The sequence below is a fragment of the Methanomethylovorans sp. genome, assembly GCF_041447285.1.
Taxonomy (GTDB): domain Archaea; phylum Halobacteriota; class Methanosarcinia; order Methanosarcinales; family Methanosarcinaceae; genus Methanomethylovorans.
Map to the genome: position 1 here is coordinate 70,071 of NZ_JBGMEB010000016.1, position 25,551 is coordinate 95,621.

The following is a 25,551-nucleotide window of genomic DNA, read 5'->3' on the forward strand; positions in this document are numbered from 1 at the left end:
AATGTGTTAAGCTCAGTTCAAAGTGTATAGTCCAAAGATGGAATTATGTATTACTAAGGTGCTACAAACAGTTGTACCCAAGTATAACCAGTTTCTATCATCTTCTTATATTTTTTAACCGTCCATTCCACTCATCGCTTGAACTTCGACGTTTTCTATAATAATAAACTCAAAAATATCAAATTATACTTCTTTAAGTTGCTCGATCAGTAATTCATACTGTTTTTCCACTTCTGGCATCAGAGCAGTTATTTTTTCAATTTTACCTTCATTTCCAGCTATCTCCATCTCAGCAGCTACGCTGCTTAGGGCTATACCTCCCATGTTGGATGATGAGCCCTTTATCTTGTGTGCATACCAACTTACCTTGTCTACTTCTCCTCTTTCTATGCTTTCTCTGAGAGCATTGATCTGTTTTGGAGTATCCTCAAGGAAGATTCGTATTATCTTGCTTCCAATTTTCTCATCATTCATTACTCTTTCTAGAAATTCCTCTTTATCAAATATTGGAAAGTTTACTGAGGGCTTTTTCTCTTCTGGTATCATATCATCCAAATAGCCTTCTTTTTGCGGTAGATTCTGCCATTTCTCAAGTAATCTTCTAAGTGATTGCAATGAAACTGGTTTTGGTACGTAGTCATCCATGCCTGCCTCCAGACAACTTTCTTTATATCCTTTCATTGCATGTGCTGTCATCGCAATGATGGGAACATGATGGTCAAGGACTGATGACTGTTGGTCACGGATGTACCGTGTAGCTTCGAATCCGTCCATTTCAGGCATTTGTACGTCCATCAAAACAAGGTCATATTCTATCTTCTCAAGGGCTTCTATTGCTTCAAGTCCATTGTTGGCAATGTCTGCAGTAATACCTAATTTTTGCAACATGCTCTGTGCAACCTGCTGATTCACATAATTGTCCTCAACAAGTAGGATTCTTGCCTTGTTGGTCGGAATAATATGAATCTCGGATCCTTCTGCACTGATCTCAGGCTCATATGCTTGTTTATCAGTGGCAGACATGTCAGATAATTTGTTGAAGAGTTCAGATACCTTTACTGGCTTTGTGATGCATGCTTTAAAGTTGGCCTCGTTCTGCTTCCAGATATCAGACTGTTGTCCTGCAGAACTTAGCAATATCAACGAAACATTATCGAGGTCTTTGTTCGAGCTGATTATACGCCCCAACAACATTCCATCCATACCCGGCATCTGCATGTCAAGCAGAGCTATCTGGAAAGGTTTCCCAGATTCATATGCCTTGAAAAGAGCATTAAGCGCCGAAGGTCCATCTGCAGCTTCCTCTGCATCCATATTCCATGAGCTTAATAGTTTGACAAGAATCTCACGGTTTGTTTTATTGTCATCTACCACAAGTACGTGCACACCATCCAGTTTGGTGCTATACTTTGCCTTTGTATCTTTACCAGATTGTTTCTCAAAAGTAGCTATGAACCAGAACTCAGAGCCTTTTCCTTCTTCACTTTCAAACCCTATTTCCCCATTCATCAGTTCCACAAGTTGTTTTGAAAGGGCAAGTCCAAGTCCCGTACCTCCATAGTTTCGTGTTGTAGAGGCATCAACCTGACTGAACTTCTTAAAAAGCAGGTCCTTTTTGTTCTCTGGAATTCCTATTCCTGTATCTTTTACAGAAAATAGCAATGTAGCCTGTGAGTCTGTTTCTGACTTACGGGTCACGCGGATGACAACTTCGCCTTTATGGCTGAACTTAATAGCATTGGAACCCAGATTGATTAGTATTTGCTTTAGTCTTGTGGGGTCAGCCTTGATATTCGCGGGAACATCAGGTTCCATTGTACAGATAAGTTCCAAGTCTTTATCATTGATCCTTGAAGCCAGCAATGACGCTATTTCTTCCATTATATTGTTAAGGTCAGTGTCAATTTCCTCAAGTTCCAGCTTACCAGCTTCTATTTTGGATATGTCAAGTATATCATTGATGAGTTCAAGCAAAACTTCTCCACTCATTTTAACTGTATCTACATAGTGCCGTTGCTCCTCATTAAGGTCTGTATCCAGTAGCAAGCTTGTCATTCCGATCACACCGTTCATTGGTGTGCGTATCTCATGGGACATATTGGCTAAGAATTCACTTTTTGCTTTGGTGGCTTCCTCTGCTCTTATCAGGGCTTTGTCAAGCTCTAGGTTCTTTACCTTCAGCTCATCAGCATATTCCTGCAGTTTTTTCTCTGCATTCCAATTAGCAGTAATGTCACGACCAATACCCACCAATCCGATTATCTGTCCTGTATAATTGCGCAGCGGTGCTCTGATAAAATAGAGCAGACGCCTTGAACCATCCGGGTAGTCCAGCCACGTTTCATCGTGTCTGATAATACCTTTTTTCATGACCTCCTGGGTAATGTTCATGAATACGTCAGCATGTTCCTTTGTGAAATAATCATAGGCTGTAGTTCCACTTATCTCTTCAACATCCTTCCCCAAAAAGTTTCCAAACTCTGTATTGCCTCCTATGTATGCTCCATTGAGATCTTTGAAAAATATCATATCTGGTATGGAGTCAAAGATACCTTTTAGCAGGGACCGTTCCTTTTCAAGTTTCTCCTCTGTTAACTTTCGTTCTGTGATATCCCTGGCTGCGGCAAAGATGAGTTCTCCTCTTGGCACGGAACGCCATTCTATCCAATGATACGAACCATCCTTTGCACGGTAGCGGTTTACAAAGTTAAATATACATTCTTGTTTATCCAGCTTAGAAACCGTCTCAATAGTAGATTCCAGGTCTTCAGGATGCACTAAATCAAGGAAGGCACGTCCTTCAAGCTCGTCTATAGAATATCCAAGTACCCTTTCCCACTCAGGATTGAGGCGGATGAACTCTCCTTTGGTGTTGGCAATGCATAGAAGGTCCAGGCTGGATGTAAAATAAGCCTCAAGTTCTTCGGTCTTTTCAAGCAAAGCCTCTTCTGTTCTTTTCTGCTCGGTTATGTCCCTGAACTCAGTAACCCTAATCTGTTTTCCTTTATATGGTATATTCCTTGCTTCCAGCCTGATTGGATATTCTGTTCCATCTTTACGGCGTCCCATAGCTTCATATGATTCCTTGTAACCTACAAGGATATTTGCCATCACTTTGTCCCGACAGCTCTCGGCTATCAGTAACAGCCCATCCATTCCTATCAGTTCTTCATGTGAGTAACCAGTCATTTCGGAGAGACCTAAGTTGCAATCAAGGATTATGCCCTTATCATGAAGGCCTATACCACCGAAGGATGCGTTATGCAGTGCTTTGAATCGTTCTTCACTTTCCCTGAGTGCAATTTCAGCTTCTTTACGTTCCGTGACATGTTCAACGAAAATTATAATACCGCCGATAGTACCATCAGCTGCTTCCCATGGTCTGACTTCCCCGCATACCCAATGTACTCTGCTATCTTCTCCCTCAAAAAAGTTTTCTTCTATGGGGACAACTTCTCCTTTCAGAGCTCTTTGATGCATTTCTTTATATTTGGAACCAAGCGGGATAACATCGTAATGATTCAGTCCTATTATATCCTGGTCACCAAGGGAAAAGTCATCGAGGAATTGGCGACTGGCAGCTATATGCCTCATATTGCGATCCAACATAACTAACGATACCGGTGCATGCTCTATGAAAAGTCTTAATTTTTCTTCACTCTCGTGCAGCTTTTCCTCAGCTATTTTGCGTGCAGTGATATCTTCTATGAAAATAACAATGCCGCCAATGGTGCCATCAGCCGCTTTCCAGGGCCTTGATTCCCAGCGTAACCACTGTATAGTTCCGTCGGCCCGCTCGAAACGATCTTCATCGTTGCGAATAACCTCTCCTTCCATACACCGTTTGTGTACTGCCTTCAATTCGTCACTGAGCTCCGGGAATATGTCGTAATGAGATTTTCCAATAATATCCTGGTCATAAAGGGAATAGTCGTTTATCCAACGACTGCTAACGGCTATATATCGCATATCCCGATCGAACATAGCTAAGGAAGCAGGTGCATGCTCTATGAACAATCTGAGCTTTTCTTCACTCTCATGCAGCGAGGTAAGCAGTTCATCCCGTTCTTTCAGTGTCCTTGCAAGTCTGATATTGCTATAGCTCAGTGAGGAGATGAAGGACGTTAATTGAGTATAGAAATTCATTACGGCATTGACTTTTTCTCTACTCCAGCGTGGCACCTTCTCGAGTGCTTCCATATATTCCTTTTCATCAAACCCATATTTTTTAGCCTGAAGCCTGAATGTATCGTGGGGAATATCTTCATCATCAAAGAAGAATTGTCCCAGAAACAGGTTACCTAAATGTTTTCCCGATGCCATTAAGGGTGTTGCGATATCCCACATGTTATTCTTGCACTTGTAGATCTTGAATGTTCCCTTAGCTATATCTTTGGAAAACTGTGAATCACTCTCAACGCAATGCTTACATGTTTCAGGGTGTACTCGATGGAAATTCTTGCAGATGTCTTGCCATCCGGTAGAAACCAGGGTCTTGCCTTTGTTATCAATAATGGCACCACCTATATGGGTCAATCGGTAAAAGTCATCCATAAGAGATTGCAGAGTTTGGCTGTCAATAATATCTGCAAGTTCCAGTTCTCCTATATCCCCCTCTGGCTCCATAATGGCATTTAGCTTCCGCTTTACATGGCTCTCACTTTCCCGCAGCTTTTCTTCAGCCAGTTTGCGTTTAGTGATGTCACGGAATGACCATACACGGCCAACACTCTCTTCACCTATTTTCTGAGGCTGTGAGTATCGCTCAAAAATACGCCCATCCATAAAATCAATGCTATCAAAACTGGATTCATCCGGCTGTGCGTATATGTCTTTTACTTTGGATAAAAATAGATTCGGATCAGAAAGCTGCGATAGAATGCTATTCACTACAGTAGCATCATCCCGAGTGGAAAGTATTTCTTCAGGAATATTCCACATCTCGGCAAATTTTCGATTCCACTGGGTTATCTTCCCATATCTATCCACAATAAGTATCCCGTCAGCGGTCGAATCTAAAGATGCATTAAGCAATGATACTGAATATTTCAGATTATCTTCTGCGTGTTTGCGCTCTGTGATATCTAATGAAAAGAGTGTAAGACCTATAATATTTCCTTCGGAATCCTTAAGTGGACTGTACAAATTCTCATTATATTGCCTGTGATGCAAAGAATCTTCATATTCTTCAAAATGAGTAAATGCTTCACCTGTGAGTGCCCTGTCAAAGTTAACTTTTGCCACTCTTCTCTCAGCAGGGTATTTGATATAACTGAGTATACTAACCCCAACCTCGATCTTGGCATCAAATGTAAGCTCCATTCTTAACAGATGATTTTTATTGAAGGCAATGTATCTGTAAGCTCTGTCAATGGCAAATATGGTAACATCTTTAGGGCTTTCAAAGACTCCCTGCAGGAGACTATATGCCTGGATGTACTCTTCGGTCTGTTTCAGCACTTCTTCAGTTTTTCTCTGTTCAACAACATTCCATACAGAATCCATAAGCAGAGTAAGCTGAAACATATCGTTTTCATTATAATCCGATTCTTTGTTGGCTACTCCGACAACAGCAACTATCTCTCCATTTTTTAACACCGGTATTGTCATGTACTTGTAAAGTTCAACATATCCTTGAGGATACCCCTTTTTCAAAGGATTAGTGGCCTGGAAGTCATTTACTATTATTGGTTTACGCTGTCGGACTGCTTCTCCCCAGATGCCTGTTTTCTCGAGTTTATATATTGTCTGAGGATTAGAAACGGTGCACTCTTTCATCACATCCTTTGACCATGTGTTGAGAGTGAACTCCTTTCGTTGTTCATTATAATGGTATATGTAGCCGATCTTGCTCTGAGTAAGTTGAATCACTTTATTTAGTGCATGGTCAAGGAAACCTTGAACTGAATCCGTTCTATATTGGAGAATTGAAATAAGACTTTTTAATCGCTCTTCTCTAAGGCGGAGTTCTTCTTCAGCCTTTTTGTGTTGGCTAATATCTATTATAACTCCTTCTACACACAAAGGAATATTATCTTCATCGTAAGTTACCTCGGAGCTATCCCTGACACAACAAATGCTTCCATCGCTCCTTAAAATACGATATTCTACAGAAACCTCTCCAATTAGCTCTAGTTGTTTTGCCGCAGTTTCTATAATGTGCATGTCATCAGGATGTACATGTTTATACCAGAGCTTGCTTTTGTTAATAAGCTCCTGCGGGTTCAACATAAATATTTCTTCAGCTGAAGGGCTGATGTAAAGGAGTTTAAGCTCAGGATATGTTGCAGACCAGAATACAATATCCAGGGACTTTTGGAGAATACTTAAGTACTTCTCACTGTGGGCTTTCCTTTCTTGAATACTGTTTTCGAACACATCATCGCCTCATAGCTTAATTACAGGCTAACTTCTTTTGGAGAGTCAATGCATTGGCTAAGTTAGGTTATGAAATGTATAATCGACGATTTTGCCTATTCATGGTATCTTGCAACAATTACAAAAATTTTTTATTAGGTGTGAATAGCATAATACAACGAATGTAGATTACATCTTAAACAAATAATTATCCATGTGTAGTATCTTTTCTTTCTATTTTATTATATTACGCTATGTAAAAAGGATTTCGCTGGAAATATATATTCAAATCCATTTTATCCAATTTCTCCAGTTCAGCCATAAAACGGTACCTATCTGTGATTGTGACCTGATCGAAATCCTTGCCAAAACTCCTACTGATAATGTTCAACTGGCTCATGTATTTAAGAATCCTTGCGTCTGGCAAGCCTTCTGCATACAATACGTTCACAAAAGTAAAAATAGTGTCTTTGTTCTTTTGTGAATAAGCTGCCTCGATAATCCTTTTCCAGGACATATTATGAAAATAAGCAGGGTGAAAGTGTTGGGCTTATGACTGTAATGGTCACGCCGAGGTTGGGATTCGAACCCAAGCACCCCGTCAGGGGAAACCGGTCTCGAGCCGATCGCATATAGACTCCTGGGCATTTACTCCGTTGGATTGGTCCGCTCTGCCACCTCGGCACTGATGCTGCGAACTTGAAGGTATTAATCTTTTATATAGATATCGTGCTCAGAACTCGAACAGAGACTTCTGTTTATCTTTCTTATCCATACTCTTTTTTTCGGTTTTTGATGGTGTAGAATCATCTTTTATTTTTGCAGGCAATTCCAGCCAGCCGTACTGTCCTCCGCCACCAGGATGAATAATTACTTCTTCGTTCCTAAATGCCAGGATAGCATTCACTATTTTGCGGTCCACAAAATCCATTCTCTCAGCCGGGATTTCCAGGAGTACTTTTACTTCACTGCCAAATCTTTCAACCAGCGAGTTCCAGGCTGATTGTACTCCTTTAGTGTTAATGCTGGCATGTCCTAAGGCCATCATTATCACTTCGGAAAGAGGTGCAAGGTGTATATAGGGTGGTCTGTGATCAGGGTGATGAGGTTCATCAAGGTCTGCAAGTTCATTCACTCTGTCCCGCACGCCTTTTTTTATCTGTCCTCTGCACTTACTGCATTTCCATTTCAGTTGCACTGCTTCCTGCATAGTGTAGTGGGTAAAACATTTGATACAGGCAGATTCATTGTATTTACCCTCCTGGGGGTAGAATCCTACGTTAAGGGTAGGCCCATAGCCTTCTTTTCTTAGGATTGCTTTCTCAACACCTTCAAATGTAACCTCAGGGACTTCTAATTGTGTAAATTCTCTGGCAAGTTTATTTACCATTGGAGAATGCGCATCGGAATTAGTAAGAAACGTGAGCCTATGCAGTTCACTGATACGATCCGCGTAGTCACTATCTGCGCTCAGTCCAAGTTCAACAAAAGATATGTATCCCGTCATGTCTCCATAACAGCTTTGAAGTGAATCATGTGCAGCGTACATGGAAGTCCAGGGAGTGAAAGCATGGCAGGGGCCGATCAATGCACCTATATCCTTCGCGATGGACGCAATTTCGCAACCACCTATTCGAACAGTAGGTCTCCCGTCTGTTCTTATGTCCCCATGCTTTTCCATTTCTAACGCTAGTTCTTCTGCTTTGGATATGGAAGGCAGGATCAGAAGATGATGTACCCTGAACTTATCCTCTATCTCAGTTGTAAGTATAAAATCAGTATTATTAACCCTTATTGTTTCATCGTCAAGGGCAGCTTCTTTGATATGCTCAAGCCATTTTGGATGGATACAATCCCCGGTGGCAACAAGATTTATGCCCTTTTTTGAAGCCTCAGAAGCCATAGTTGGCAGTTCCATCCTATCGGAACATGCCATAGAATATTTGGAGTGCAGATGTAAATCTGCATTGATCTTCATGGGATTACCCTATATATCTCAGATCTTCGTCTCCTGTTCCTATTTCCGGTATCATCTGGGTTTGTTGCTGCTGCTGTTCATACTCTTTCAGCCGTGCCACTATTTTTTCCATCTCTTTTGCCCGCTCTTCAAGAGGCCCTGCATCTATTTCCACATTAAATAGCTTGCATACTATTTTCAATAGAGATTGGGCACTTTTTGGGTCTACGACATATCCAGATGTCATTCCCATCAAACATGCAGCATCAATATTTCTAAGTTTACAGAGGCCAAGCATGAGACCTGAAGCACCAACGATACCTCCTCCAGGCTCGTTTGGTTTAAATTGGACTCCTATTTCTTCCAGCCTGCTTTTAAGTTCTGGTTTATTCACTGCACCCAGTACTTCATCAATGTGAGTTAGCTGGCCAGTTGGGAAACCACCTAAAGTGTACACCATTTTTGTTCCCATTTCTTCAGCGAGATCTAAATAAAGTCCACAAAGCTCATAGTGACCATTCGTTGTATTGCTCTGATGATCGCCTATCAACACAAGAAGGTCTTGTTCGCCTGCTTTGCAAACATAGATCTCATTGTTAACTATTCTTATCTCACTGTTCTCATCTACGAGTACTTGAGGAGGAAAATGAGGAGAATATATTTCAATGATCTTTGTAGATTCAAGCTCTTCTACAAGATGTTCAGCAACAAGTTTCCCGACGTGACCTACGCCTGGAAGCCCCACTATCATTATAGGGTTTTTAATCTCTACATTCCTTTCTAGGTGAATTACCCTGTTCTCGCGCATTGATATCCCTATTCCTTGCAATTCTGCGATATTTCCCATAGGGGTCAAGCGGTGAAAAATGCGGGGGCAAAGGGTTACCCGCCTTTCCTCCGCAATGAGTACACACTTCTTTTAATACATACTGCCCACAGAGGAGACACTTTTTTATCCTGGAACCCACCAGTATATCACGCCTTTACAGTTTCGTTATGACGGTGGTACACACCCTGGCCACCCAGTTTGTGTATTGTGGTTATTACAGCATTAGACGAATTCTTCAATACCAGCTCAGCGGTCTTGTAGTCAGGTGCAATTACTTTGATCCTATATCTTGGAGCACCGGTATATGTAATCTCTACCTTTACACCTTCTTTCTGAACCTCATCGGCAGCCATTAATGCTTTCTTTATAATTTCGATCCCATCTGGCAGATAACAGTTCAGATCCACAAAACCCGCAATGTCTACAAATGGCAGTTTTATGTTCTCTTGAGCAATCCTTAGTATGCTCTTTACTACATTCTTCTTCAATTTAAGGTCAGTAAAGGCACCCTCGCCGTTGGTGGCAGCTTCTTCAAAGGCTGAATGAAGGCTTCCAAAAGTCTCATGGAGTTTAACTCTTAACTTATCCAGCTCTTCATCCTTTATTTTAGTTTCCTCTGCTACAAACTGCATCCATTTGGCAGCTTTTTGCTCATTTTTCCACTCTTGGATCTTTGCACGTTTCTGGTGTTCATTGACATCTTTGAGGGACAGATCAATGTGTCTGCGACCAGTATCCACTTTTAGGACCTTACATACTATCTTTTGGCCTTCTCGTACGTAATCACGTACATATTTTACCCATCCGGCCTTAATCTCGGATATGTGGATAAATCCTTCTTTTCCACCATATTCCTCAAGTGTGGTATATGCACCGAAGTCCACTACGTCCTTCACTGTGCATACTACAAAATCGCCAACATCTGGCCACTCATTGATTTCCATCTGATCACTTTAGGTGCACTTATTCCAGGACTTCCAGGATATGCGTTGTTATAGTTGATTTGCCGCCGGTAGGCTCAGCAAGAGTCCTTCCACATACAAGGCATGTTACCTTGGTGCTTGCGCTGCCAAAGATAACCTGTTCGTTCTCACAGTCATTGCATTTAACACGCAAGAATCTGCTTTTTGGTTTTGTCATTTACTCTCACTCCACAAATTCGAATTTCTTTGCTCTGAAACATGGTCTCTGGTGTGATTTATTGCACTCCGAGCAGCGGTACCTGAGGTATATCCTTTTTGTGGGTTTGTCTCCACCAGGAACCTTAGAGAACTTTCCGCTGTTTCCTATTCCTATCTGGCGTTTCTTCTGTCTTTCGATATGTGTCAGTGAAGAAGCTTTTCCTTTCTTCACCCTCTCCGCCACATGTTCGGTGTGTTTTTTACAGAAAGGGCAGTGTGTTCTGAATCTTTTTGGGATCTTCATTATCTACACCTTTATTGATCTGAATCATAGTTTCTTGATGATGTGTGCAACGTTGCGTTTTACAAGACCTTGCGCATTAAGGGTCGGCAAAACAACAACATCTTCAGCACTCAGCGCATAATTACGATTATCTAAAGCCTTAAAGGTAGGTAAGTCTTTCAGTATTCGCACAACAACGAACTCTTCATTTATATTACTTTTGCCTCTTACGTCTGGAATGTTTTCCCTGGAAATTTCCGGTACTCTTCCAGAATCTACTCTCTCGGAGACTTCTTGAGTATCCATTTTGTCTGCTTCATTTCTTGATTCAATTCTATAAGGCTCTTGCAGAACACTGCTTTTTAAGGTGCCTTCTTCAACGCACACACTTTTTTGGGCAGAAGTTACTGTTTCTGGGTTGAGTATTGGGTCTAGTAGCTCTCCCCTTGCGGAATTAATTGCAGATAATACTGAATCATATATTCTTTTTTCAGCAGGCAGCAGTTTATCCAAGTCCTGACTTGGTGACTTTTTGGAGAACGCGTTCGAAGTTGCCCTTGTAGTGATCTTCTTTATCCTGCGCAGAAATATTACTTCGATGTCAGTGATGGCACTTTGAAGTTCATCTTCCAGCATTCTTGATTCAACGGATCTGGGATTGTTGATAAGTCTTATCTCATCTTCAAGTTCCCGGATGTATTTTGCTACACTTTCATAAAAGTCACTGCCAAGTGCTCTGAGAGAAGAACTGCTTTCACTACGCAGGATATCTTTCAATTCTGTCCTATCCATAGTTTGTGACACCTCAAAATATTAGGTGTAATGCTCCATATTCGAGCAGCTCTTACTTCCCTGATTCCACTTTAAGGTCTTTTCCTTTTGTGAACTTCCACTCGGATCGATTCTCAAAAATATGTTCTCCATACTAGTTTTCCTTTCAGCTTTTAGAATACAATAGTCCAGCCTTCTTGCTGGGCCTGCTGGGATGTATATGACACTCCGTCAACCTTTAAACCTTTATTGTTTATTGTATACTCATGAGATATATTCTCATGTTATGCCATACAATCTGTCAAAGTTACTATTTGTGAGCTAAAAAAAGTAATTAGCATCAAGTAGTATGTAAAATTGTTTTCAACTTAAATACGAGGAATTCTGTCGTGTCCATATTCTGCCACACCTCTGCACAATAGGTGTACAGCTGCATACTCCGGTAGTTCCTGCTCTCCCGGCTCCACTTCAATATCCTTTTCTTTCATCTGCACTGCAAAAGGCTTGATCACTTTTAACTTTACTAACCTTTCACCGAAAACCACTGCATCTCTTAAAGGTTCGAACTTTTCCAGCTCATCAATAGTTAAGGACATGACCTTCATCCCCGAGCCACCATGTAAAGACTCAGGAAGCCGTATTAAGCGCTTGATATCAGCTGTAACAGGCTCGTCCACAACTGCCGACATTTTCTTAATCCCTTCCACTATCAATGCATTAATTATTTTTTTATTCACTGCGGACAGAACATCAATGTTACCTTTCTTTAATACTTCCACTTGTGCCTCATCTCTAAAAACTTCGATAATCTGTCGAGCCGTTTTCTCCCCGACTCCTTTGAATCCCCTCAGGATTTCCTCAGCATCATCCCTGGCGACTATATCTTTCATGAAAGAAACAAAATACCTGTTTATTCTTCCTTTCCAGCCACCTTCTGCTTCCGAGGGAAATACCATCATTTGTGCACTCTCTCTTCCTGCATCTCCACTTACTTCTTTTGTGTCAAGTATCCTTTCAAGGTCAATTCCTTTCGCACTCACATAATCAACTATTTCACGCCTTTCAGGGCTTTCAAGATGGAGGACAGAAGGATCGGTTATATGGCAATGGTATCCTCTGCCTCCTGAGAATACGATATGGACATCCTTCTCAGCAAATCCAAAATCATCAAGCAAGAATTCCATGAGCTTAAATGTTTCTTTTTTCCCCTTTTCCAGCATATCAGCATAGGAAGTGATCTTCCCTGGAAGGTGGTCAGAGTCAATATCAAATATCAGGTCTGCCTTCTGCCAGTTCTTCTCCTTCATCTTCGGTGCACTGGGATACTCATAGTATGCAACAGAGTAATATGCATGTGCTGGAGCTATCCCTTTTAGATAGTCCTTTATTTCTCCTTCAGAGCCGAAGGCTATGTGTCGTTTCATAAAGGTTTCAGAGCTATCGCTGAAAGGAATAAATCCCCATTCACGAGATATATGTTCAGGAGGAAGGTGTATCTCAGCCTGTGAGTAGTAGGCCTGGAATCTGTTCACAAGAAAATTTCGTGTCTTTTCATTCATTTTCTCAGTTGTATTGTTTTGTCGCTATTTCTTTGTTTCAATGATTAAATTACCATTAATATTACTTTCTTGTCATAAACCTTATAGTCAACACCTGCATTATAGTCGCTTTATGAAAGAGGAAATGACAAGTGCAGATGTTGCAGCTCTTGTGGCAGAACTTAGCTCAGGTGAGCTCTCGCTTATTGATGCCAAGGTTGGGAAAATATATCAGCCACTGGAAGATGAGATACGTTTCAACCTCTTCGTTTTCGGTAAGGGTAGAGTAGATTTCATTATTCAGGCAGGAAAACGTGCCCATTTGAGCCAATATGCTTCTCCAAGTCCTAAAATGCCACAGTCATTTCCGATGCTGCTAAGAAAACATATAATGAGCAGTAGGATCGTTTCCATTAAACAGTATGATTTTGACAGGATAATCGAAATAGGTTTTGTCAGGGGCGGTGTGGAAACCGTCTTAGTAGCTGAGCTTTTTGCCAGAGGCAACATTGTGCTCATTGATAATGAAAGGCGTATCATTCTCCCGATGAATCCTGCAACATTCAAAGGCCGCAGGGTGAGAAGCGGTGAAATCTACATTTATCCGGAGGCACAGATAAGCCCTCTTGACGCAAACGAAGAACAGATGCTTGCAGTTTTCAGGTCCTCGGATTCAGACGTGGTACGTACCATAGCCACCAGATTCAATCTGGGAGGTCTTCTTTCTGAGGAAGTATGCTCCAGGGCAGGGGTCAAAAAGAACCTTCCTGTTGCAGAAGTAGGTCTGGAAGAAATAAATCTGCTTCTTCGGGCTATGAAGGAAATGTTCTCTCCACTGCAGACAGGGAAATTGGATCCATGTGTCATCAAAAAAGGTGAGGGGGATGCCTCCCAGTCAATAGATGTTGTACCGTTTGAGCTGGAAGTTTACCGTGGACTGGCAAAAGAGCGCTATCCATCATTTAACAAGGCTCTTGACGAATATTTCGGAAAAAGAGAAGCTGCCTCCATTACCGAGCAGGTAGTTGCAGTAAAGAAGGAAAAAGTTGACCTTCTGGAACGCAGGTTAAAACAGCAGGAAGAAGCAGTGGAGAAATACGGTAAGGAAGCTGCAAAACAGACATCTATCGCGGAGAGTATTTATGCAAACTATCAGGCTGTAGAAGACGTTCTGAATGTACTTTCCAATGCAAGGGACAAAGGTTACTCGTGGGATCAGATTAAGTCTATTCTTAAAGCTGCAAGGGATTCCGTTCCTGCTGCAAAGTCCATATTGAGCATAGATCAGGCAACTGGGACAGTGGTACTTGATCTTATGGGCATGAAAACGAGCATAGATGTCTCTAAGACAGTTCCGCAAAATGCTCAATTATATTATGAAAAATCCAAAAAACTGGCAAAGAAGCAGGAAGGAGCCATAAGGTCTATAGAACAGACAAAACTAGCAATGCAGAAAAAAGAGAAACCAGTTGCTAAAAAAGGTACAGTTCGCATTAAGAAGCACTGGTATGATAAATTCAGGTGGTTTACGTCATCCGATGGCTTCCTGGTAATAGGTGGAAGGGATGCTGATACCAATGAGGAAATATTTACCAAGTACATGGAGAAGCGAGACATTGTGTTGCATACTCAGTCTCCGGGGGCACCATTGACTGTGATAAAGACAGGTGGTAAAGATGTACCGCCTCAGACACTTGAAGAAGCAGCTCGTTTTGTGGTATCTTATTCCAGCATCTGGAAATCTGGTCAGTTCAGCGCAGATTGTTACTGGGTAAACTCGACGCAAGTTTCAAAGACTCCCGAATCCGGTGAATATGTAAAGAAGGGTTCTTTTATAATCCGTGGTGAGAGAAACTATCTAAGAGACGTGCCAGTAGGAGTTGCAGTTGGGATTGAAATGGGTGCAGAAACCAGGGTCATAGGTGGTCCCTTGTCTGCGGTCAATGGAAGAGGGAAACACATCATAGAGTTGGTGCCTGGAAAGTTCAACCAGAATGACATAGCAAAGAAAATATACAGAGTCTATGTTGAAACCATAGGTGATGCATCATTTGTAAAACAGGCCGCTTCTCCTGATAAAATTGCCATGGTGTTACCTCCTGGTGAATCCGACATAAAGGTCTGATCCTTTCAAGGTGTTATTATGAGAGTGATGAAAAAGAATCTAAGAGATAAAGAGGGTGAAATTTCTATCTTAGCTGAGACTCTTGATGACCTCTGGCACCTTAAATATATTATTGAGACGGGAGACCTTGTCTTTGCTGTAACTAAAAGAAAATCTGACGTTGCAACCGATAAATTACGTCCTGAAAAAGTAGAAAAGAAAATTGTGAGGCTTGGTGTACGCGTGGAGAGCTTAGAATTCCATAAATTTTCCAACAGGCTCAGGGTACACGGTGTCATAGAGCATGGAATGGATATTGGTTCTCATCATACTTTCAATATAGAAGAAGGTACTGAACTGTCCATCGTTAAAGTCTGGAAGAAAGATCAGCTTGAACGGATAGAAGAAGCTGAAATTGCTTCTAAGAGGCCATCTGTTATAATTGTTGCAATCGAGGAAGGAGATGCGGACATTGGTCTTGTCAAGCATTATGGCATCGAGATATATTCTCACATTAATCAATCGGCAGGTAAAGCTGAAGGTAATCTGAGGAATGTTTTTTTCCAGGAGGTACTCGATCAACTAATGCATGCTATTTCCGGGTCAGAATCTATTGTGCTGGCCGGACCAGGCTTTACAAAAGAGGATTTTCTAAAATATGCTCAGCAAAAAGAACCTGAAATGGCATCAAAGCTCGTCTTTGAAGACACGGCATCTATTGGCATGTCCGGTTTTCAGGAGGTGCTACGAAGAGGTGCAGTTGACAGGATCATGGAGCAGTCCAGGATAGCACGCGAGTCTAAACTAATGGAAGATCTCTTAAAAGAGATCGCGGTGGATGGCAAAGTAGCCTATGGTATGTCTGAAGTAAAAATGGCTCTGGATTATGGTGCAATTGAGGTACTGCTAATCTGCGATGAGTTGCTCAGGGAAGAGCGAGAAAAAGGGGAAATAGATTCTTTTTTGCAGGAAGTGGAGCATTCACAGGGAACTATAGTGGTATTTAGTACGGTTTTTGAACCAGGCCAGAAATTGCTGGCTCTTGGAGGGATTGCAGCTCTATTGAGATTCAGAATATGATTGATGTGCACTTCTATTCATATCTTGATTCTTAAAAGGCAATTATCATATTGTTTATTGTATTTAAAAGTGTCGAGATAGCATATTCTCTATTTTATTATATATTTACAAATAAATGATTACAGGTACAAGTACCCCATTTTTAATCGTTTTTAATGGTAATAGCACGTCAGATGCTGTTTATTTGTCAATACGCCTCAATTGCATCTTAGAATGCGGTATAAAGTCCAATATTGGTTAGATCTATTGTACTTTCTTTTCTGATTTTCTGCCATGCATGAAAGAAACAAAACACATATATACTGCTATTAGAAAGTGTCTTGTGTAGGAGGTGTTTGGCTAAGTTTGGATAGCTTACAGTGTATGTGTAACTTTGGATTTATCATTATGTAGCCCGTTTTCTTTGAAGGGTGGTATAACTATACAGTAAAAACAATCTATGATCGTATTAATCATTATATATTATTTGGGAAGTGACAAACTATGGAAGGAGAAGTAACAATTAAAGATACAACTGCAGGAAGCCCGGCAGCAGTAGGTTTCTACGGCCTTGGGTTTGCAGCTACATTTGCAGGACTTTTAAATATGGGAGTACTCCCGGATGGACTTATGGTAATTGCAATGGCAATTATGCTTGGTGGTTTTGCAGAAGTAATTGCAGGTATGCAGTTATGGAAGAAAGGTGACACCTTTGGTGCAACAGCGTTCACAATATTTGGTTTCTGGTGGTTCGGCTTTTCATTTATACTCCTTGCACCAGCAGGACTTTTCAACCTGACAATGGATGCAGCAAGCAATCCATCAATGGCATTTTTCACGCTTGTATGGGGTATCATAGCAACTTTGCTCACACTTGGTACACTAAAGATTGGTCTAAAGATGCTAACCGTTGTCTTTGTAGTGCTTGACCTCACATTCTTCAGCCTTGCCGCTGTATTCTTCGGAATGCTGCCACTGGGAATCGCAGGCGCAATTACTTTAATCACAGGTCTTGCAGCACTTTACCTTGCAACTGCACTGGTTCTGAATGCAGTTGGAATGAAAATGCCAATGTAAAACAGGAATTGTAAAACATGGCCGGATTTAACCGGTCCATTCTCTTTTTTTAAAAAATTACCTTATGCTGGGATGCATCTTTGCGGGTTATCTATACAGATTATATCTTTTCCATCTTTGTATATTCTGACCACACCGCCAGATTCTGATACAATGAAGGCTACTGCAACAGTATCTCTTGTAATAGCTGCTGCGGATACATGTCTTCCTCCAAGGCCTTTATCGATGTTTATATCTCTGGCATCCACGTCCAGATATCTGCCAGCGGCGTGAATTCTGCCCTGTTCTGAGATAACAAATACCCCATCCAGTTGTGCAAGTTCTTTCACTGATTCCCAGTTGTGTTCTTCAAGAATATTACTGTCTTCCAAAGTTTGCCCCAAGTAGGGGTTAATGATCAGTGGATGCGATCTATTCATAACTTCATCCACATCGCCTACTATAAATGCAGTACCTACTTTTTTACCTTCGCGCCCCTTTGTAGCAACGTCAAAGCAAATGTTCAGCACAGCACGCACAACCTCTGGAGATATGCGTTCCTCACATTCCCGTATCTTTTTTACCATTTCGTTTTCTTTGAGGTTGTGGACCACTACAGCACAAGAATCTACGCTGCCGACAATTCCTATCACAGTTCCTTCGGGTATATTACCCAAAAGGTGTCCGATAGCTGCTATGCTTTCTAGACTCTCTAGTTTATTGTATGATTGGTTAATTATGCTATCTGTGAAAGTTCTTGTTCCCTTGCCCAGGTTCGAGAATATAAGATGATCTATCAGTCCTTTCTGATCACCAAAAGAATGGTAAATGGGGACAGTTGTTTTCATTTCCTGAAAACATATGTCTCCGGACAGGATTATAGCTGAAGACCCCAGTTCCTCCGCAAGTTTCACGGCAGTTTCGATGATTATTATATTTTTTCCCATGTCATCTTCTCGCTTTTCCGTGGCCTCCGTTTCACGGTTTGGGTAACCAGCTATTATTCCCTTTTGATCCATTTTGTCCCCTCTATATATTATTATATAAACACCTTATCTCTATTAAAGGTACCTATTTGTGTCTACAGCGTCAGTATTTTATGTTGAAAAAACTACTTCTATAAAGGTGTTAATATGATCAGAGCATTCATAGCGATTGATCTTCCAACTGAATTTCATGCAAAAATCTCTGATATCCAGTCAAAGCTTTGTTTTCAGGGCTTAAGGCTAGTTGATCCGAATTTAGTGCATATCACTCTTAAATTCTTAGGAGATGTGGATGTAGCACAATTGTCTGAAATCAATAATGCACTTGATAACCTGTTTTGTTCTTCTTTCGAATCACATGTATGTGGAGTTAATGTTTTTCCTGGAATCAAAAGTCCCGGAATCGTTTGGATAGGAGCTAATGGTGATTATTCTTGCATCTATAAACAAGTTGAATCCTCAATGTATGAAATAGGGTTTAAAAAAGAGTCACGTAAGTTTACGCCTCATGCGACTATTGCCAGAGTTAAACATTTATCCTCTTCCCAAAATAAAGAACTTGCCTCAGTAATAGGAGATCTCCGGGATTTTGATGTAGGTTCAATGCATGTGGATACAGTCAAACTCAAAAAAAGCACTCTTACTCCACAGGGTCCCATTTACGAGACCCTGCATGAAGTTCGATTGCCTTGAGGTTATATAGACCTTTTTAATTTCCTGTTGAATAGATTTCGTATTTATCGAATCCACTGGATCTTACTATTCTTTTGTCATTTGTTATTATAAGACATTCAACACCATCGAGTTTCTCGATCATTTCAAGGCCATCTTTTTCTCCTAATACGAACACGGAAGTTGACAACGCATCAGAATCTATTCCCACAGGAGCGATGACTGTAGCACTGATGAGGTTCTGGGACGGATATCCCGTACGTGGATCTGCAATGTGTGATACCTTTGCCTCCTCACTGAAATATCTTTCATAATTACCGCTGGTAGCTATAGCCATATCACTGATTTGTACAACGGTTATTACTTGCTCAGTCATGTTGGGATTCTGCAGTCCCACTTTCCAGCTAGTTCCATCGGGTTTATGGCCAATATACAGACCGTTGCCTCCAGCATCAACAAAACCGGATTCAATCCCATCATTGCGAAGTGACTCGATGGCTACATCAAGAGCATATCCCTTCGCTATTCCACCCAGAGTTATTTGCATCCCTTTTTGTAGAAATATATCATTTTCTCTTATTGTTATATTGCTGGCGTTTACATACCTGAGTGTTTCGTTCAATTCCTCTGGAGTAGGCGGTTGATGTGTTCCTCCTGCTGAGAATTTACTTTTCCACAGATCGAGCAAAGGAAGGACTGTAATGTCAAAAGCGCCGTCGGTAATATGCTGATAATATATAGACTTATTGATTACATACGTTAGGTCATTGCTTGCATTGAGTATTTGTGAATCTTTGTTTAGTCTGCTCAATTCAGTTGTGTTATCAAAGTAGTCCATGCTAGAGTCTACATATTCCATCTTTTTGAAAGCGTTATCTATAGCCATCTTAGCATGTGTGCTATTTGTATCCACAACGTGAATAGTCACTACAGTGTCCATTATATTTCGGCTTTCGTTGTATGTCTGTTGCAAACTTTCCTGGCTCGATCCATCTTTGTCGATGCAATTTATCACGAATGATACTGATAAAATCATTATCAGCAGAAGGGTAACAATTTTATACTCCATAGTTCATGCAATGACATTAACAATCTTAAACTTAATTCAAATGGTCCCAATTGTCATGTATTATCATGTAAGTTCTTTAATGGCCATCTTTAATAAAAGGAAGTGTAATAATGATAGATTACAGTGGAGATTTGTCGGCAGGCTGGTATTCCAATAAAGATACATATCTTCTGCTATTGAAGCATCAGACATTGGGGATTCAGACAGGGGTAATTGAAAAGTAATCTGGAGATGTGAAACAATACTTTTCTAAGGGTGTGTAACAAATGAAGGATTACAGTGGAGATTTGTCGGCAGGCTTGCATTCCAGCAAGGATAAATATTTAGTGGTAGCGATCCACCAGATTATGGAAGAGTGTGGATGGAGGGGCATTGAAAAGCAATTTTCTGATATGAAACAACATATAATTTATGTAAAATCTGCTTCTCTTCTTGAAAAAATAGAAGTCAAATCAAACATCGTTGGTAATCATATAGATGTCGATTTTGTTGGTGTGACTCATAAAAAAGGATTTCTGGACAAGGTTTTTGATTTTAATGTAAGGGTTGTACGTAAAACATTCGAGATTGATAAATACGTCACTAATGACTTCAAGATCACGAATGAACAGACCCTGAGGAACACTGTTATGGTTGTTATAAAAGAGCTTGAAGTTATTGCTACCCAAAAGCCCGAGAATATATCGTGAGTGTGATTAATATGAAAGCCAGTTTTCTCATTATCATTGCTATATTAATGCTTTTCATATCCGGCGCATATGCTTATATTGGATATAGCGGAAATGAGGTCCTTTCATCGCATTATATGACGGATCAGAAATGGTCCGATAATGTGTGTATGGGCTGTCATTTAAGTACAAAGGAAGAAGTCAATGGTTCTTTCCATGTGCAGCAGGACATGGCTGAATGGTCTTCGTTAATGGGCCAAGGTGTCTTGTTTAGTAACATGGACAATGAAACATGGCTCCAAACTTATGCCCCGCTGCACCCAGGGGGGGGAATTCTTGAAGAATATGGTGCAGATGTGGATTGCATGGTTTGCCATGAACAAAAAGGATTATACTCTTATCAAGCACGCGTTGAAAGTATCTCTTCTGGAAATATCTCCGACGCAAAAGATGCAGCAATTGAAGAGGCCAGGAGAGAGGCACAGCAAGATCCTCTATACGTGGCCAGTTATGCTTTGAATATTCTTACTCCTTTACCCATTGTTACTGAAATTCATGACGATGTCAATGGTGCACCCACTAAAGAACAGTGTGGTACTACTTGCCATCAAAATGAAGCATCTACCAGTGCAGTGGCATGGATGTCTGAGAACTATTCTGAATATGATGTTCATGCCAATGTAAATTGTGTTGAATGCCATGAAACAGATGAGCACCAGATAGGCCGCAGGATTCCTCTTGATTCCACTCACGAAGACTATGTGGAGGTAAAGAGCTGTGATTCAGAAGGTTGTCATGCAGGCATTTCTCACGGAGGCATTGTTGACGCACATCTTGAGACCATTGAATGTGAAACCTGTCATATCCCCATGTTGCCCGGAGGAAATATCACCGGCAAAGCTCCAATAAGTAGTTTCAGCTGGGAAAATGGAGTTCTTGAGGAAACTTATCACGAGTCAAATTTCACTCCAACTCTTGCCTGGTCAAAGGGAATATACAACGAAAAACTACCGGTAATGGGCAGTAAGGATGAAGAAGGCGTAAAGCTGAAAGCTTTCAACCCGATAAATGGTGTATGGTGGGACGAAGGATTGGATCAGGATGTTCTCGCCAATCCAGGTAACAGTTCTTCATTGGGTAATCCGATTTCACCATCTGTTGTAAAAGCAGCTGATTCCAATGGTGATGGTAAGGTCACATCTTCTGAAATGCGTTCTTATGATGGGAACCTTGACAAGCAGCCTGATTATCCAAATGCCATCCTCAGGCATGTTGATCTTCTGTATCAGGTAAGCCACAACATTGTAAGCAAGGACATCGGAATGGCCGATCCTCTGAAATGTGACGACTGTCACGGCGTGTCTGCTTCAGGGTCTTTGCATGTAAACTGGACACTTTTGGGCTATGATAAGGATCCAGCAGAAACAACACCACCAACTAACTTCTCTGAAAAAGAAATCCCAGTGACCATACCGGGACAAAAGCCTGTTGAGGTAGAGAGGGAGCCAGTGCTTTAAGGAGTGATCGTGATGGAAATCAAAAGATTAGACAAATTGCCAAAGAGGGTGATAATTCCCCTCGCCCAACACAAGGGAACTCCTTGTATCCCAATGGTCAAGAAGGGAGATTCAGTTGTCATTGGCCAGAAAATAGGCGACTCTAAGGACAGCTACTCTTCTTCTGTCCATTCTAGCGTATGTGGTGTGGTCCACTCTATAGAGAAGGCTCCACATCCCGATGGTAATAAAGTGTTAAGCATTCTGATAGATACCATAGAAAGTGAGGAAAAAGTACCGTTCTCTCCAATGAAGAACCCTTCCCAAAAGGATCTCATTGAAATAATTAAAAATTCGGGTATAGTAGAACACTATGGTGTTCCCACACAGACTGTTCTTAAGCCAGAGGGAAAGAAGATAGACATAGTATTGATAAACGCCACTTCTTCGGAATGGATTGGTGGGAAGTTCAAAGCTCCGTTAGAATACAGTACTCAAATGCTTGATGCACTCCAGCTTCTAATGAAAGCAGCAGGAGCCTCTAAAGGTGCGATTGTTATCCGAAGCGATGACCATGAGTCTATAGCAGCTTTTGAAGAATTTAAGTTGAAAGGGAAACAATTGATCGTAGCGCCCCTTATAGGAAACCGCAGGATAGGGTACTACTTGAAGGATCGTGAATCTAACATTCTGGTGGTTTCCCAGGAGAGGATATATGGAAAACGTATCCTCAACTTCTTCACTTACAATGTTACAGGTAGAAAAGTTCCACAAGGCTGCACTCCTGCAGATGTTGGTGTAGCTATATGTAGTGTAAAATCGGCAAAAGCAGTGTATGATGCTGTACACGAAGGGAAGCCCTATTATGAGACCTATGTTTCCTTAGAAGGTTTTGTGAATTGTCCATCTCATGTAGTCGTCAGAATCGGTACACCTTTTAAAGATGTAATTGAGGCATGTGGTGGCAATTCAATAACCTCTGGAAAACTTATCGCTAATGGAATGAGAACCGGAGTTGCCCAGTATACCGACGAGGTTCCGGTCACAAAGACCACTACTCGAATAACTTTCCAGAAACTTGAAGACGTAGACATTGATGAAACAATTGCCTGTACTCATTGTGCAGCATGTGTGGATGTATGTCCTGTGGAACTGCTTCCAAACAAGCTTGCAGCTTTGGCCGATCAGGGTCGTTTTGATGAATGTCATCAGGTATATATTGATAATTGTATAGAATGCGGAAACTGTTCAGTGGTCTGTCCTTCCAAGATCCCTATTCTGCAGTTGATAAGATACGCAAAGGATGCCATTGAAAAGGCCTATGAAGACATTCCTGGAAAAGAGTCTTCGAACCTTAAGCTTGGTTGCTGCGGAGGTGAATAAATGACCTTTACTATATCTGCTCCCCCTCATAGAAAATCAAAAGTTTCGTTCCGGTCTATAATGTGGAGCAAAGTACTGGCTCTTTTGCCGGTGAGCCTTGTGTCCATATATTTCTTTGGCATACCTGCTTTAAGTATAATTCTTGTAAGCGTACTGGCGGCAGTAGCAACAGAATTTGGTGTTCAGGCACTGTTCAAGCAGAAAGTGACTGTAAAAGATGGCAATGCGGTCTTTATAGGACTTATGCTGTCTCTTTTAATGCCCCCTGAAGTTCCTTTATGGATTCCTGTAGTGAGTTCTTTCTTTGCTATAGCAATTGCAAAACTTGCTTTTGGTGGAATTGGTTCATATGTGTTCAATCCAGTGCTTGCAGCCTGGATTTTCTGTAAAACTGCATGGAGCGGTTATATGGCTCCAGTCTCTATTCCTCACATAGGACAGTTATCTGATTTATTGCTTGAGAATGGTGCTGGATTATTGGTTGAAGTATCTCCAATTGCCATAATTGTTGGAGTGTACCTTATTTACAAAAAGTATGTAGAATGGAGAATACCGGTGGCATTTTTCGTTACAATGGTAGTGTTCCCACAGGTCCTCAACGTTTTGTTCTCAATGGCAGAACTGGCAAGTAAAGGTGTACTGAATCCTTTGATGTACATGTCTGCGCTATTAGGCTTTTTCGACATCAGCAGCGAACTCAACTATTCAATGATAGGAATTGTATTCTTTGGTATATTGTTCATTGCCACAGATACTCCTTCCTCGCCAGTTTCCAAGAAAGGTCGTCTGATATATGGAATAGTGTGTGGTTTGTTGGTATCAATCTACGGTTATTTCGCGAATTATGTAGATGCTACTATCTACGGTTTGTTCCTTGCAAACTGTGTGGCATCTTTCATAGAGGTCAATACTGCTCCAGCTTCCTTTGGAACAGAAGGGTTACTTGGGAAATGGCGTTCTCGTATTATGAAAAAAATGCCTTCCGGTTTAAAGATAGAGGTGCTGTCAGATGAGTGATGGTAACAAAGAATTCGTTGTCGTAGTAGGCAAGCTTGTGCTGATTTCTGTAGTGGCAGCTGCACTTCTTGGTATCACTTATATGCCTACTCAGGCACAGCTACAGAAGAATGAACAGGAAGCAATGAATCTAAAGCTTCTGGAAGTAATGCCAGATGCAACCTTTGAACCTGTATATGGTGATCAGGTGAACGCTGAAACCGGTGAACAAGAGATAATCTACTACCGTGCCAAGGATACATCTGGAAATCTCATGGGATATGCATTCTTAAGCTCACAAGCAGGTGCCAAGGGTACAATTGTGGTTGTTGGCGGTGTTGATTCCTCATTTAGCACCATCACCGGAATGAGTGTCCTTTCCCAGGAAGAAACGCCAGGGTTAGGGTCAAAGATAGCAGAGGATGCTTTTAGAAACCAGTTCAATGCTCTTCCGCTTAGCCAGCTTAGCCTTTCAAGCTCAGGTGGTTCTATAGACTCTATAACAGGTGCTACGATCTCTTCTAAGGCCGTAGTAGATGCCCTTAATTCAAAAGTAGAATCAATAAAAAGTGCTGAGGCATAGGTGAGATAATGGACCCAGTAAGTGAATTCATTCGAGGTTTAACTAGGGACAACCCAACATTTGGCCTGGTACTTGGCCTTTGTCCCACTCTTGCAGTATCAACATCAGTTGAAAATGGAATAGGGATGGCAGCAGGAACTGCTTTTGTGCTGATTTTTTCCAATCTCTTTGTATCGCTCGTAAGAAAACAAACACCTCCACAGGTAAGGCTTCCAATCTTTATTATCATCATAGCCACATTCGTGTCAATTGTTGATATGGTCATGGAAGCATTTTTCCCCCCTATGTATGAAGCTTTGGGTGTATTTATTCCACTCATTGTTGTCAATTGTATCATTATAGGTAGGGCAGAAGCTTATGCCAGCAAAAATAATGGTTTTTACTCTGTAATTGATGCACTTGGTGTATCCACGGGTTTCCTCCTGGTTCTTATGCTAATAGGCGGGATACGCGAGTTACTTGGTACAGGACAGATCGTAACATTTGGACAAACAATCATCAGTCTTCCTGTAAATCCCTCTGTTACAACGATGATCCTTCCAGGTGGTGCTTTCCTTACCATCGGTATCCTGATGGCTATAATCAATTACCAAAAAGAGAAAAAGCGTGTGAGAGGTGAATAA

General features: G+C 41.2%; 22 protein-coding genes and 1 tRNA gene. 10 read left to right on the forward strand and 13 right to left on the reverse strand.

The features are described 5' to 3' along the window. Positions 1-183 precede the first annotated feature (183 nt). The 11 genes from ACC612_RS10125 to priS form a co-directional block, all read right to left on the reverse strand. Positions 184-6,378 carry a PAS domain S-box protein gene (locus tag ACC612_RS10125; RefSeq protein WP_371854413.1) on the reverse strand — a complete coding sequence of 2,065 codons (6,195 nt, stop codon included), beginning with the start codon at positions 6,376-6,378 and terminating at the stop codon, positions 184-186. Between the two features lie 226 nt (positions 6,379-6,604). Further along, positions 6,605-6,874, reverse strand: a complete 270-nt coding sequence (locus ACC612_RS10130) for a hypothetical protein (protein ID WP_371854414.1) — start codon at positions 6,872-6,874, stop codon at positions 6,605-6,607. Between the two features lie 51 nt (positions 6,875-6,925). After that, positions 6,926-7,041, reverse strand: a tRNA-Ser gene (locus tag ACC612_RS10135). Between the two features lie 49 nt (positions 7,042-7,090). Next, complete coding sequence (locus tag ACC612_RS10140) at positions 7,091-8,335, reverse strand: endonuclease Q family protein (protein ID WP_371854415.1); 1,245 nt, start codon at positions 8,333-8,335, stop codon at positions 7,091-7,093. A 4-nt stretch (positions 8,336-8,339) separates the two neighbouring features. Then, the gene (locus ACC612_RS10145) at positions 8,340-9,122 is read right to left on the reverse strand and encodes a proteasome assembly chaperone family protein (RefSeq protein ID WP_371854416.1); all 783 of its coding nucleotides are present in this window, start codon (positions 9,120-9,122) and stop codon (positions 8,340-8,342) included. Next, positions 9,076-9,282, reverse strand: coding sequence for an RNA-protein complex protein Nop10 (locus ACC612_RS10150; RefSeq protein ID WP_371854417.1), 207 nt, complete (start codon positions 9,280-9,282; stop codon positions 9,076-9,078). The genes ACC612_RS10145 and ACC612_RS10150 overlap by 47 nt, the downstream gene beginning before the upstream one ends. A gap of 7 nt (positions 9,283-9,289) precedes the next feature. Then, positions 9,290-10,087: a translation initiation factor IF-2 subunit alpha gene (locus tag ACC612_RS10155; RefSeq protein ID WP_371854418.1), complete on the reverse strand. Its 798-nt coding sequence runs from the start codon at positions 10,085-10,087 to the stop codon at positions 9,290-9,292. 19 nt (positions 10,088-10,106) lie between these two features. Further along, positions 10,107-10,283 carry a 30S ribosomal protein S27e gene (locus ACC612_RS10160; protein WP_333787928.1) on the reverse strand — a complete coding sequence of 59 codons (177 nt, stop codon included), beginning with the start codon at positions 10,281-10,283 and terminating at the stop codon, positions 10,107-10,109. Between the two features lie 6 nt (positions 10,284-10,289). Beyond that, positions 10,290-10,568: a 50S ribosomal protein L44e gene (locus ACC612_RS10165; protein WP_371854419.1), complete on the reverse strand. Its 279-nt coding sequence runs from the start codon at positions 10,566-10,568 to the stop codon at positions 10,290-10,292. 24 nt (positions 10,569-10,592) lie between these two features. Further along, positions 10,593-11,339 (reverse strand): hypothetical protein, encoded by a 747-nt coding sequence (locus ACC612_RS10170; protein WP_371854420.1) that lies wholly within the window; start codon positions 11,337-11,339, stop codon positions 10,593-10,595. A 347-nt stretch (positions 11,340-11,686) separates the two neighbouring features. Next, complete coding sequence (priS, locus tag ACC612_RS10175; RefSeq protein ID WP_371854421.1) at positions 11,687-12,877, reverse strand: DNA primase catalytic subunit PriS; 1,191 nt, start codon at positions 12,875-12,877, stop codon at positions 11,687-11,689. Positions 12,878-12,989: 112 nt separating this feature from the next. On the opposite strand from priS, the gene rqcH reads away from it, so the two are divergent. From rqcH to ACC612_RS10190, 3 genes are all read left to right on the forward strand, one after another. Next, complete coding sequence (rqcH, locus tag ACC612_RS10180) at positions 12,990-14,981, forward strand: ribosome rescue protein RqcH (protein WP_371854422.1); 1,992 nt, start codon at positions 12,990-12,992, stop codon at positions 14,979-14,981. A gap of 18 nt (positions 14,982-14,999) precedes the next feature. Continuing rightward, positions 15,000-16,040 (forward strand): mRNA surveillance protein pelota, encoded by a 1,041-nt coding sequence (locus tag ACC612_RS10185; protein ID WP_371854423.1) that lies wholly within the window; start codon positions 15,000-15,002, stop codon positions 16,038-16,040. Between the two features lie 483 nt (positions 16,041-16,523). Further along, positions 16,524-17,096 carry an acetate uptake transporter gene (locus ACC612_RS10190; protein WP_371854424.1) on the forward strand — a complete coding sequence of 191 codons (573 nt, stop codon included), beginning with the start codon at positions 16,524-16,526 and terminating at the stop codon, positions 17,094-17,096. A gap of 62 nt (positions 17,097-17,158) precedes the next feature. Here the strand turns inward: ACC612_RS10190 and ACC612_RS10195 are convergent, their stop codons facing one another. After that, positions 17,159-18,094 carry a DNA integrity scanning protein DisA nucleotide-binding domain protein gene (locus tag ACC612_RS10195; RefSeq protein ID WP_371854425.1) on the reverse strand — a complete coding sequence of 312 codons (936 nt, stop codon included), beginning with the start codon at positions 18,092-18,094 and terminating at the stop codon, positions 17,159-17,161. 114 nt (positions 18,095-18,208) lie between these two features. Between ACC612_RS10195 and thpR the strand changes: the two genes are divergently transcribed. Then, positions 18,209-18,754 carry an RNA 2',3'-cyclic phosphodiesterase gene (thpR, locus tag ACC612_RS10200; RefSeq protein WP_371854426.1) on the forward strand — a complete coding sequence of 182 codons (546 nt, stop codon included), beginning with the start codon at positions 18,209-18,211 and terminating at the stop codon, positions 18,752-18,754. Between the two features lie 16 nt (positions 18,755-18,770). On the opposite strand, the gene ACC612_RS10205 is transcribed toward thpR, so the two are convergent. Beyond that, a complete protein-coding gene (locus ACC612_RS10205; protein WP_371854427.1) occupies positions 18,771-19,802 on the reverse strand; it encodes an FAD:protein FMN transferase in 1,032 nt (343 codons plus the stop codon). Between the two features lie 266 nt (positions 19,803-20,068). Between ACC612_RS10205 and ACC612_RS10210 the strand changes: the two genes are divergently transcribed. The 6 genes from ACC612_RS10210 to rnfE are packed head-to-tail and all read left to right on the forward strand — an operon-like array spanning position 20,069 to position 25,551. Then, positions 20,069-20,491: a hypothetical protein gene (locus ACC612_RS10210; RefSeq protein WP_371854428.1), complete on the forward strand. Its 423-nt coding sequence runs from the start codon at positions 20,069-20,071 to the stop codon at positions 20,489-20,491. A gap of 11 nt (positions 20,492-20,502) precedes the next feature. Further along, the gene (gene mmcA, locus ACC612_RS10215) at positions 20,503-21,987 is read left to right on the forward strand and encodes a methanogenesis multiheme c-type cytochrome (protein WP_371854429.1); all 1,485 of its coding nucleotides are present in this window, start codon (positions 20,503-20,505) and stop codon (positions 21,985-21,987) included. A gap of 12 nt (positions 21,988-21,999) precedes the next feature. After that, positions 22,000-23,349, forward strand: coding sequence for an Rnf electron transport complex subunit RnfC (rnfC, locus tag ACC612_RS10220; RefSeq protein ID WP_371854430.1), 1,350 nt, complete (start codon positions 22,000-22,002; stop codon positions 23,347-23,349). Beyond that, positions 23,350-24,366 (forward strand): Rnf electron transport complex subunit RnfD, encoded by a 1,017-nt coding sequence (gene rnfD / locus ACC612_RS10225; protein ID WP_371854431.1) that lies wholly within the window; start codon positions 23,350-23,352, stop codon positions 24,364-24,366. After that, positions 24,359-24,928, forward strand: coding sequence for an Rnf electron transport complex subunit RnfG (gene rnfG, locus ACC612_RS10230; RefSeq protein ID WP_371854432.1), 570 nt, complete (start codon positions 24,359-24,361; stop codon positions 24,926-24,928). The genes rnfD and rnfG overlap by 8 nt, the downstream gene beginning before the upstream one ends. Positions 24,929-24,936: 8 nt before the next feature. Then, the gene (gene rnfE, locus ACC612_RS10235; protein ID WP_371854433.1) at positions 24,937-25,551 is read left to right on the forward strand and encodes an Rnf electron transport complex subunit RnfE; all 615 of its coding nucleotides are present in this window, start codon (positions 24,937-24,939) and stop codon (positions 25,549-25,551) included.

What these genes read in the sequence shown, in the direction of transcription:
- ACC612_RS10145 (WP_371854416.1), bottom strand. Translation starts at nt 9,122, where the DNA reads ATGCGCGAGAACAGGGTAATTCACCTAGAAAGGAATGTAGAGATTAAA.
- mmcA (WP_371854429.1), top strand. Translation starts at nt 20,503, where the DNA reads ATGAAAGCCAGTTTTCTCATTATCATTGCTATATTAATGCTTTTCATA.
- ACC612_RS10170 (WP_371854420.1), bottom strand. Translation starts at nt 11,339, where the DNA reads ATGGATAGGACAGAATTGAAAGATATCCTGCGTAGTGAAAGCAGTTCT.
- rnfC (WP_371854430.1), top strand. Translation starts at nt 22,000, where the DNA reads ATGGAAATCAAAAGATTAGACAAATTGCCAAAGAGGGTGATAATTCCC.
- ACC612_RS10140 (WP_371854415.1), bottom strand. Translation starts at nt 8,335, where the DNA reads ATGAAGATCAATGCAGATTTACATCTGCACTCCAAATATTCTATGGCA.
- priS (WP_371854421.1), bottom strand. Translation starts at nt 12,877, where the DNA reads ATGAATGAAAAGACACGAAATTTTCTTGTGAACAGATTCCAGGCCTAC.
- rqcH (WP_371854422.1), top strand. Translation starts at nt 12,990, where the DNA reads ATGAAAGAGGAAATGACAAGTGCAGATGTTGCAGCTCTTGTGGCAGAA.
- rnfE (WP_371854433.1), top strand. Translation starts at nt 24,937, where the DNA reads ATGGACCCAGTAAGTGAATTCATTCGAGGTTTAACTAGGGACAACCCA.
- rnfG (WP_371854432.1), top strand. Translation starts at nt 24,359, where the DNA reads ATGAGTGATGGTAACAAAGAATTCGTTGTCGTAGTAGGCAAGCTTGTG.
- ACC612_RS10190 (WP_371854424.1), top strand. Translation starts at nt 16,524, where the DNA reads ATGGAAGGAGAAGTAACAATTAAAGATACAACTGCAGGAAGCCCGGCA.
- ACC612_RS10160 (WP_333787928.1), bottom strand. Translation starts at nt 10,283, where the DNA reads ATGACAAAACCAAAAAGCAGATTCTTGCGTGTTAAATGCAATGACTGT.
- ACC612_RS10195 (WP_371854425.1), bottom strand. Translation starts at nt 18,094, where the DNA reads ATGGATCAAAAGGGAATAATAGCTGGTTACCCAAACCGTGAAACGGAG.
- ACC612_RS10185 (WP_371854423.1), top strand. Translation starts at nt 15,000, where the DNA reads ATGAGAGTGATGAAAAAGAATCTAAGAGATAAAGAGGGTGAAATTTCT.
- ACC612_RS10130 (WP_371854414.1), bottom strand. Translation starts at nt 6,874, where the DNA reads ATGTCCTGGAAAAGGATTATCGAGGCAGCTTATTCACAAAAGAACAAA.
- ACC612_RS10205 (WP_371854427.1), bottom strand. Translation starts at nt 19,802, where the DNA reads ATGGAGTATAAAATTGTTACCCTTCTGCTGATAATGATTTTATCAGTA.
- ACC612_RS10210 (WP_371854428.1), top strand. Translation starts at nt 20,069, where the DNA reads ATGAAGGATTACAGTGGAGATTTGTCGGCAGGCTTGCATTCCAGCAAG.
- ACC612_RS10155 (WP_371854418.1), bottom strand. Translation starts at nt 10,087, where the DNA reads ATGGAAATCAATGAGTGGCCAGATGTTGGCGATTTTGTAGTATGCACA.
- rnfD (WP_371854431.1), top strand. Translation starts at nt 23,350, where the DNA reads ATGACCTTTACTATATCTGCTCCCCCTCATAGAAAATCAAAAGTTTCG.
- thpR (WP_371854426.1), top strand. Translation starts at nt 18,209, where the DNA reads ATGATCAGAGCATTCATAGCGATTGATCTTCCAACTGAATTTCATGCA.
- ACC612_RS10165 (WP_371854419.1), bottom strand. Translation starts at nt 10,568, where the DNA reads ATGAAGATCCCAAAAAGATTCAGAACACACTGCCCTTTCTGTAAAAAA.